The organism is Novosphingobium sp. (assembly GCF_025351285.1).
In the GTDB taxonomy this organism is placed as follows: domain Bacteria; phylum Pseudomonadota; class Alphaproteobacteria; order Sphingomonadales; family Sphingomonadaceae; genus Novosphingobium.
In genome coordinates this window covers 1-6,420 of the sequence record NZ_JANXWG010000059.1, presented here as the reverse complement: position 1 = coordinate 6,420, position 6,420 = coordinate 1, and the positions used below count along the sequence as shown (strand labels likewise).

Below are 6,420 nucleotides of genomic sequence, written 5' to 3'. Positions count from 1 at the left end.
ATCGAGCGCGAGGCGCATGTTGAGCTTGACGCGACCCACGGCCGACAAGTCATAGCGGTCGCCATCGAAGAACAGGCCCTCGAACAGCGCTTCGGCGGTTTCGCGCGTCGGCGGTTCACCGGGGCGCATCACGCGATAGATATCGGCGAGCGCGTGGTCGCGGTCCTCGGCCTTGTCGGCCTTCAGGGTGTTGCGGATCCACGGGCCGGTGTTGACGTGATCGATATCGAGCAGCTCGAGCTGGTCGATGCCTGCCGCGTCGAGCATTTCGAGGTTCTCTGGCGTGACTTCGTCGCCCGATTCGATCCAGATGCGGCCGGTCGTTTCGTCGATCAGGTCGCGCGCCGAATAACGGCCGAAGATTTCCTCGGTCGGGATCAGCAATTCTTCAAGGCCGTCCTTGTGTGCCTTGTTGGCGGCGCGCGGGGAAATCTTGGTGCCGGCGGGGAAGATCACTTCGCCCGACTTGGCATCGACGATGTCGAACGAAGGCTTCACGCCGCGCCACTGGTCGAGCACGAACGGCACGCGCCAGCCGCCACCGTTGTCCGCGGTGCCGCGCACCCACACGACCTTGGTGTAGAAATGGTCGAGAATCGCCTCGTCTGCCAGGCCCAAGGCATGGAGCAGCGCGGTAACCGGCAGCTTGCGCTTGCGATCGATGCGGACGTTGACGATGTCCTTGGCGTCGAATTCGAAATCGAGCCACGAACCGCGGTACGGAATGACGCGCGCGGCAAACAGGTACTTGCCCGAAGCGTGAGTCTTGCCGCGATCATGGTCGAACAAGACGCCCGGCGACCGGTGCATCTGGCTGACGATCACGCGCTCGGTGCCGTTGATGATGAAGGTGCCGTTTTCCGTCATCAGGGGCATGTCGCCCATGTAGACGTCCTGCTCCTTGATATCGATGAGCGACTTGGTCTCGGTTTCCGAGTCCACTTCGAAGGTGGCGAGTTTGAGCGTCACCTTCATTGGCGCGGCATACGTGATCCCGCGCTGGCGGCATTCGTTGGTGTCGAACTTGGGAGGCTCGAGGACGTAGCCGTCCTTTTCCTTGATATCGAGGCTGGCGGTGCCCGCGAAATCCTGGATCGGGAACACCGAGCGCAGCGTCTTTTCCAGGCCCGAGACGTAACCGATCGACGGGTCCGAGCGCAGAAACTGCTCATAGCTTTCGCGCTGGACTTCGATCAGGTTGGGCATCTGCACGACTTCGTGGATGTCGCCGAAGATCTTGCGGATGCGCTTCTTGGACGCCGACCGCGAGAACGCGGTGCCGGGGGTGATTGCCCGGGGTGGCGACTTCGAAGAAGTGGGGGCCTTGGTTGCCATGGAGAGATCGTGCCTCTTGCTTGGTGCCGGCGTGGACAGCCGGTTGGAAAATAATTGCGCGAAACCACCAAACGCGAAAAGGCCGCGCGGCAACGGCATCTCCGAAGAGAGCCAAACCGGCAGCCTTTGCGTCAGATGATGACTCGCTCCGCTTCCTTCCGTGACCGATCCCCGCGCATGGACCAATCTTGCTCGAAGCGACGAGCGAGCACGCCATATAGGACGCCACCCGTGCACTGTCAAACGCTTGCAGCGGCACTGCACGGAACTTGCGGCACCGCGAGCATCGGCTATGAGGCGCGAGGCTCGGGGTTCCTGCTCGCGCACATGCCAGCCGCTGGACGCCGAGCACGATGAACGAACTCACTTCCATCCCTGAAGCAGGCACGTCGATCTTCGACCGGCCCGAGGATTTCTACCAGCGCGGGCTCGACATGGTCGAAACCGGCAAGGCCGCGGTCGCGCTCGGGCTGATGCGCAAGCTGGCCAAGGAACGCCCCGACGACGGGTTGCTGGGCGAACTGGCCGGCCTCATCACCACCCACGGCGTGCCCGGTTTCCACCACGGCATGCTGTTCGATGCCCCGCGCAATGCCGCTTACCGCGCCGCGATCGAGCGATTTGCCCCGGGCAAGCGCGTGCTCGATATCGGCACTGGTTCGGGGCTGCTGGCGATGATGGCGGCGCGCGCCGGCGCCGCGCATGTCGTGGCCTGCGAGGCAAACCCGTTGATTGCCGCCACCGCGCGCGAAATCATCGCCGCCAATGGTCTGGCCGACCGTATCACCGTGCACGCAGCGCATTCGAGCCAGCTCGACCGCACGCGCGATCTGGGCGGCGGGGCCGAACTGATCGTCTCGGAAATCTTCCACGACAACCTGGTCGGCGAAGGCGTGCTGCCATCGCTCGATCATGCACGCAGCGATCTCGGCGTGCCCGACGCGGTATTCCTGCCCGGCCGCGCCAGCGTGCGCGTGGCGCTCGTCGATACCACGCTGTTCGAGGACGATGGCGCAATCGGCATGGTCGAGGGCTTCGACCTGGCGCCGTTCAACCGCCACGTCTCACGCACCCGCAACATCGGCGCGGACAGCCAGCGCCTGCGGCTGCGCAGCGCACCCGTCGAGCCGTTCGCGTTCGATTTCGCAGCGCAGGCGTCTCTGGCCACGCAACGTCAGAACATTTGCGAGCTCGCTTCCGACGGCGGTCATGTCACAGGCGTGGTGCAGTGGCTGCGGCTCGAATTCGCGGACGACATTGCCTACGAAAACCTGCCCGGCGCCAATGGCCCGAGCCATTGGACGCTGCGCTATACCCCGCTCCGCTGCCCGCGCGATACGCAAGCGGGCGACATGATCCGCATTGGCGGCTGGCACGATGCGCGCAGCATGGTCATCTGGGAAGAATGAAAGCCTAGAATACCCCCGGGACCACCCGCCAGCGCACGTCTTTCATGTATGCGCGGTAGTTGGAGTCCTGGCTCAGCAGGCGTTCCTCGGCCAGCACGCGCATCACTTGCGCGGTCCAGGCGATGGCATAGACCGCCGCATTGGTGAACGACAGCATCAGCATCAGCAACCCGACATTGTTGATGAAATAACCTGCATACATCGGATGGCGCACATAGCGGTACGGCCCGCTACGCTTGATCCCGCGGTTGGCCGGCGCGATGCCGAAGCTGCGGTTGAGCGCGATCTTGGCCGAAATCTGGAACAGCGCGCCCAAGGCGAACAGCGTCACGCCCAGCGGTACGAGCGCGGGCAACTGGTTGGGCACCGGCGCTACCAATAGCGTCGCGGCGGTGGCGGTGAACGCCAGCATCCATTCGCCGAACACGATCGACAGCGCCTCGGTCGGACGGCGAATCAGCACGAAAATCACCACCGCGGATTCGGACGCCAGCAGCAGGTAGCGGAACGGGTTGTCCGAATGGAACACCCGGTACGTCAGCACCGAATAGAGCAGCAGCACCAGCACCTGCTCGAACCGGTCGAGCACCGCCGGCCTTATGCGGCTTTGCGGTACGACACCGACACCATTTGCGCTCATGCTGCTCGTATCCCGATCCGGTTGCCCGACGGACTTCGCAGAGCCGCGTTAAGATTGCGTTATCCTTAGCGTCCAGGCCCGATCACGGTTCGATGATGTTGAACGCGCCGGGGATCGGGTCGAGCGCGGCCAGCCAGGCCTCGATCGCCGCCCGATCGCCCTCGACCTTGGCCCCCATCTTCTCGGCCGTTGCCAGCGGCAGCTTGAGGAAGATCAGGCCGAGCAGCGCCCGGCGCGGGGCGGTGATCGTTGCCGCGGGGGCGCTGGCGGGAACCATCCGCGCGATCATTGCGGTCCCGGTCAGATCGATTCCGGCGGTCTCGTAGCGTTCGGGCATGACAAGATCGATTGCCAGCCTGCGCCCGCCCAGCTTGGCCGGATCGAACCGCGTCGCAGCCGAATCGAGCAGGAGCTGTGTCGGCACCGCGGCCACGAGGTCCGCGCTCTGCGACGCGTTCGACTGGGTGCGGCCGTGGCGCAGTTCGTTTGCGGCAACGAGGAACTGGTTGCGCCAGATCCCGCTTTCGGCCTGATAGCCTTGCTGCTCGTAGCTGTCGGCAAGCGCCGCGCGCGCCGGCCGGTTGGTCGGATCGGCGAACACCAGGTTCTGGAGCAGATCGGAAGACCAGCGATAATCGCCCGCCGCCATCGCCGCCCGCGCCTGCGCCAGCACCTTTTCGCCCCCGCCGATCGCCGCCACCATCCGCTTGGCGCGTTCGGCGGGCGGCCACGGATCGAGGTTGGCGGGAACAGCATCGTACCAGCCGAGGTAATACTGGTAGATCGCCTTGGAGTTGTGGCTGTAGGTTCCGTAATAGCCGTGGATGAACCAGTCGGCTGCCAATGCCGGGGGCTGGACGAGCGCTTCGGCGATCTCGGCCGGATTTTCGCCACGGTTCATCAGCCGCACGGTCTGGTCATGCAGGAAGCGATAGTTGTCGCGCTGGCTCGCGAGCATCCGCGCCACCTCGCCTTGCCCGAAACGCGGCCAGCAATGGCTCGAGATGTCGACTTCGGCGCGGCTGCCATAGAGCCGGAGCGCCTCGTCGAGATATCCGGCCCACGCGCGGGTGTCGCGGACCTTGGCGCCGCGCGGCGTCAGGATATTGTGGAGCGAGCAGGTGCTCATCTCGGCCGAGAGGAACACCTTCTGCGCGGGCAGGTACAGGTTGAGCTCGCTCGGCGCCTCGCTTCCCGAAACGATCTGGAACTCCATCGCCACGCCGTCGATGAGGCGGGTTTCGCCGGTGCGCTCGATCGTCTGGGTGGGGGCGATCAGGGTGATTGATCCGCCCGAGACCGCCATGCCGATCCCGCTGCCCATCTGTCCCTGCACGCCCGGCGTCAGGCCCCCGCCGAACTGGAAGACCGAGCGGCGCCCCATCGCGCCGCCGGCAAGCACGTTCTCGCTCGCGGCCTCCTCGACGAAGTGCGCCGGGGCGACCACCATGACCTTGCCCGCCGCAACATCGGCCTCGTCGATCACCCCGCGCACTCCGCCGAAATGATCGGCGTGGCTGTGACTGTAGATCGCCGCCGAGACCGGGCGGCGGCCGAGCGTGCCATTGACCAGTTCGAGCGCGGCGGCGGCGGTTTCCTTCGTGGTCAGCGGATCGACCAGGATCCAGCCGGATTTCCCGGCAATCACGGTCATGTTCGAAACGTCGAACCCGCGCACTTGCCACACGCCATCGGCAACCTTGAACAGCCCGTGGCGCGACAGCACCGAAACCTCGCGCCACAACGACGGGTTGACCGACACCGGCGCCGCACCCTTGACCCAGTCATAAGCCGCCAGGTTCCACACCGGCCGGCCATCGGCATTGCGGATCAGCGGATCGGCGCGACTGGCCACGAACCCGCGCGCAGCGAACTCGGCGTCGCGCCCGTCCTCGGCGGGAAGCGACGCGGCCGCAGCCTTCTGCGCGGCGATGGTGGCAGCGCTGGCGGGCTTGGAGGACAACGCAGGATCGGCTGGAGGTGGCGCGACGGTAGCGGTGTTCTGGGCAGCAAGCGGTGCCGAGCTGGCCAGAAGAATTGCGACGGCCGGCAGCAGCACGACGCCAAGCTTGGTATGGTTCATTGGTTCCCCTCCCTCTTTTGCGCCATGCTGTCGGGGGAACCGGGGGAATGCAAGTCCGCGCGCGAATGGCCCCGGATCGGATGCCAATCCTTGACTCCGGCCCGGATCGCGCATAGTGGCGCGGCGGTCCAAGTGGTGAGTGCACCTTTTGGCCATCCGTCCGAGACCGCTGGTGCGGGGGTTCAGGAGCCTTGGCTCTGCCCCGCTTAATCTCCAGCATAGGCGGGGAAATGAGTTTCCGCAGCCCTTGGCCTTGCGCCTGTGGTATCTGCCGTGTCCGATCCGACCACTTATGTGGGCTGCTTTCGGCGCACCTCCTTCCCCTTCTCACGGACTCGCCCCCAGGTGCTTCTGCGCCCGGGGACACACGCATCCGGCCGCGCGGGACTTGTCCCGTCCGGCCACAGAAGGAGTAAGGCATGGATCGTTCGCAGAAAGCCGATACGGTCGCTGCCCTCAACGCGATGTTCTCCGAGGTCGGTGTGGTGGTTGTCACCCGCAACCTCGGCATGACGGTGGCCCAGTCCACCGCCCTGCGCGGGAAAGTTCGCGAAGTTGGCGCGTCGTTCAAGGTTTCGAAGAACAGTCTCGCCAAGATTGCCATCAAGGGCACCCACTACGAAGGCATCGGTGATTTGCTCACCGGGCCCGTGGCGCTGGCGACTTCGGTCGATCCGGTTGCTGCGGCCAAGGCCGTCGTGGAATTCGCCAAGACCAACGACAAGATCGAGATCGTTGGCGGCGCGATGGGTGCCCTGGTTCTGAACGCGGAAGGGATCAAGGCGCTCGCCTCGATGCCGTCGCTCGACGAACTGCGCGGCAGGCTTATCGGCCTCGTCCAGGCACCGGCAACGAAACTCGCCCAGCTCGCAACCGCTCCGGCGGCCAAGCTGGCGCGCGTATTCAGCGCCTATGCCGAAAAAGACGCGGCCTGAGACCGTTCACCACACGCA

Annotated in this window: 4 protein-coding genes and 1 pseudogene; 2 read left to right on the top strand and 3 right to left on the bottom strand. The window is 65.2% G+C overall.

Annotated elements, in window-relative coordinates; genetic code table 11:
• Positions 1-1,335 (bottom strand): annotated as a pseudogene (locus Q0R16_RS07520) (DNA-directed RNA polymerase subunit beta); the annotation flags it as partial.
• Between the two features lie 353 nt (positions 1,336-1,688).
• Here Q0R16_RS07520 and Q0R16_RS07515 point away from each other — a divergent pair.
• Positions 1,689-2,744: a 50S ribosomal protein L11 methyltransferase gene (locus Q0R16_RS07515; protein WP_295634405.1), complete on the top strand. Its 1,056-nt coding sequence runs from the start codon at positions 1,689-1,691 to the stop codon at positions 2,742-2,744.
• A gap of 4 nt (positions 2,745-2,748) precedes the next feature.
• Here Q0R16_RS07515 and Q0R16_RS07510 read toward each other — a convergent pair whose 3' ends face one another.
• On the bottom strand, positions 2,749-3,384 hold the full coding sequence (locus tag Q0R16_RS07510) for an isoprenylcysteine carboxylmethyltransferase family protein (RefSeq protein ID WP_295634402.1): 636 nt from the start codon (positions 3,382-3,384) through the stop codon (positions 2,749-2,751).
• Positions 3,385-3,466: 82 nt separating this feature from the next.
• Complete coding sequence (locus Q0R16_RS07505; RefSeq protein ID WP_295634399.1) at positions 3,467-5,467, bottom strand: alkyl sulfatase dimerization domain-containing protein; 2,001 nt, start codon at positions 5,465-5,467, stop codon at positions 3,467-3,469.
• 419 nt (positions 5,468-5,886) lie between these two features.
• Between Q0R16_RS07505 and rplJ the strand changes: the two genes are divergently transcribed.
• Entirely contained in the window at positions 5,887-6,402 is a 516-nt protein-coding gene (gene rplJ / locus Q0R16_RS07500; RefSeq protein ID WP_295634396.1) for a 50S ribosomal protein L10, read from the top strand.
• Positions 6,403-6,420 lie beyond the last annotated feature (18 nt).

What these genes read in the sequence shown, in the direction of transcription:
- Q0R16_RS07505 (WP_295634399.1), bottom strand. Translation starts at nt 5,467, where the DNA reads ATGAACCATACCAAGCTTGGCGTCGTGCTGCTGCCGGCCGTCGCAATT.
- rplJ (WP_295634396.1), top strand. Translation starts at nt 5,887, where the DNA reads ATGGATCGTTCGCAGAAAGCCGATACGGTCGCTGCCCTCAACGCGATG.
- Q0R16_RS07510 (WP_295634402.1), bottom strand. Translation starts at nt 3,384, where the DNA reads ATGAGCGCAAATGGTGTCGGTGTCGTACCGCAAAGCCGCATAAGGCCG.
- Q0R16_RS07515 (WP_295634405.1), top strand. Translation starts at nt 1,689, where the DNA reads ATGAACGAACTCACTTCCATCCCTGAAGCAGGCACGTCGATCTTCGAC.